The following is a 1,884-nucleotide window of genomic DNA, read 5'->3' on the forward strand; positions in this document are numbered from 1 at the left end:
GTTTAATTGATTTGAATGTTCGTAAGCTATATCACTTACTCAATCCATTTTACCCAGAGTCATAAAATAGAGTGTCTGTTGATCTCATTTTCATATTCCTTTCAGACTGAAGTGCGTTTTCATCACCCGATGAGAAAGAACTGAAGTGATGTTTGCCATAGATTGCGAGATGCCCTGTCTCATTGACTATCTTGGTGCACCTTTATACCTGTTATACCAGATCAAAAATCACGCAATCCATACAACAAAACCAGATTTGCAATTCGCGTCACAAAATATGTCGATATTTTTCTAAGAAGAAGATGCCATGTGAAGCCAGACGAACACTTGCGGAGGCCTTCACAAACCAAAGATTGTTGTTTAATTATCTGTTTTATAAGTAATTTATTTGAAGTATAAACAAGGAAAGATTTGCAAGTTAACTCAGTGAGCGTGGTGAAAATCAGTGTTTACCCGCCATCAGGCTGAGCATAATTCTCATCATGAAATATGTTTCCTGGTTTGTGGCTTGTAACTGGTCACTTCTGAAGTCGATCTGGAGAGGCTTGTTGATGTTGGTGTTTTCAGGATGATGTTTCACTTAGTTTGTTTGCCGTATCGCCCGGCGAATGGCTGTGATTGAGGAAGGTTTAAGTCGTAGTGACCAAAGCTATATTTACCAACGAATGTAGATGAAAAAATCATCTCCTGCGTTCCCCATATCTCCAGGATAAAAAGGAATGTAACAATCTCATGGCGTAATCTGACGAATCAGCCAGGAATAATCGCTAGGGACCTAAGAATTAGCATGATAATAGCCACTAAGAAATTACTGCGCTCCATGAAATAGCCATTTTGTGGCAAATGGAGTTGACTAATAATGTCATATGTGAGACGGCTAGTTGAACGAATATTAAATTTTGCTGAATTTTTTATGTTGATTTTACTTGTTACAGAACATATCACATGATATATAGATAAGATTAGTTGCATTAATGATGAGGGTTATTATTAGATTCGTATCCGATTGATAAATATATAAAGGTACATAGCATGCAAGAGCATGGCGTTTGTATGGCAACGTTATTATAATTAACTGTTGCTACTCCATTTAAGTTCACTCAGAAGAACTGGTCCACTTACGTTAGTTATTAAGCAAACGTTCGCTTTTATAAACATAATCAGGATAAAAATGTTGGATTATTGCTAACCCAGCACAGCTAGTGCGCGTCTGTAATTATAAGGGAAAAACGATGAAGAATAAGGCTGATAACAAAAAAAGGAACTTCCTGACCCATAGTGAAATCGAATCACTCCTTAAAGCAGCAAATACCGGGCCTCATGCAGCACGTAATTATTGTCTGACTTTGCTTTGTTTTATTCATGGTTTCCGGGCGAGTGAAATTTGTCGATTGAGGATTTCGGATATTGATCTTAAGGCAAAGTGTATATATATCCATCGATTAAAAAAAGGCTTTTCAACAACGCATCCGCTATTGAACAAAGAAGTTCAGGCTTTAAAAAACTGGTTGAGTATCCGTACTTCGTACCCGCATGCTGAGAGCGAGTGGGTATTTTTATCTCGTAAGGGAAATCCGCTTTCTCGGCAACAGTTTTACCATATTATCTCGACTTCCGGTGGTAATGCCGGGTTGTCACTGGAGATTCATCCGCACATGTTACGCCATTCGTGTGGTTTTGCTTTGGCGAATATGGGAATAGATACGCGACTTATCCAGGATTATCTTGGGCATCGCAATATTCGTCATACTGTCTGGTATACCGCCAGCAATGCAGGGCGTTTTTACGGCATCTGGGATAGAGCCAGAGGACGACAGCGTCACGCTGTTTTATAGAGATAGTTGAGATACCAGGGATGGTGTTAAAAACTACATTATTCTTACG

Annotated in this window: 1 protein-coding gene; it reads left to right on the forward strand. The window is 39.0% G+C overall.

Annotation, left to right across the window (positions count from 1 at the left end; translation table 11 throughout):
- Positions 1-1,232: 1,232 nt before the first annotated feature.
- The gene (gene fimB, locus QZF50_RS23560) at positions 1,233-1,835 is read left to right on the forward strand and encodes a type 1 fimbria switch DNA invertase FimB (protein ID WP_000790583.1); all 603 of its coding nucleotides are present in this window, start codon (positions 1,233-1,235) and stop codon (positions 1,833-1,835) included.
- The last annotated feature ends 49 nt before the right edge of the window (positions 1,836-1,884 follow it).

Source organism: uncultured Escherichia sp., assembly GCF_948475835.1.
GTDB lineage: Bacteria > Pseudomonadota > Gammaproteobacteria > Enterobacterales > Enterobacteriaceae > ECMA0423.